General features: G+C 74.2%; 1 protein-coding gene. It reads left to right on the top strand.

From position 1 onward, the window contains the following. Nucleotides 1–256, top strand: a 256-nt coding sequence (locus ABWU78_RS21005; protein WP_439159408.1) for an Ig-like domain-containing protein, incomplete at both ends; no start/stop codon positions are given.

Below are 256 nucleotides of genomic sequence, written 5' to 3'. Positions count from 1 at the left end.
CGGGTCCAGCGTGCGCATCGCGGTCCCCCTGGACGGGATCGACCCCGACGGCGACTCCGTCCAGGTCACCGGCATCGCGTCCCCGGCGGGCAAGGGGACGGTCGCCGTGGTCGACGGCTTCCTCGAGTACACCGCCGCGAAGAACGCGGTGGGGCTCGACACCTTCACCTACACCGTGCTCGACGCCCGCGGGGCGACGGCGACCGGCACCGTGCGCGTGGGGATCGCGCGCCCGGGGGAGACGAACCAGCCTCCT

This window comes from Cellulosimicrobium sp. CpK407 (assembly GCF_051844275.1).
GTDB classification, from domain to species: domain Bacteria; phylum Actinomycetota; class Actinomycetes; order Actinomycetales; family Cellulomonadaceae; genus Cellulosimicrobium; species Cellulosimicrobium cellulans_G.
The sequence above is the reverse complement of the archived record's forward strand: the minus strand, read 5'-3'. Positions and strand labels throughout refer to the sequence as shown.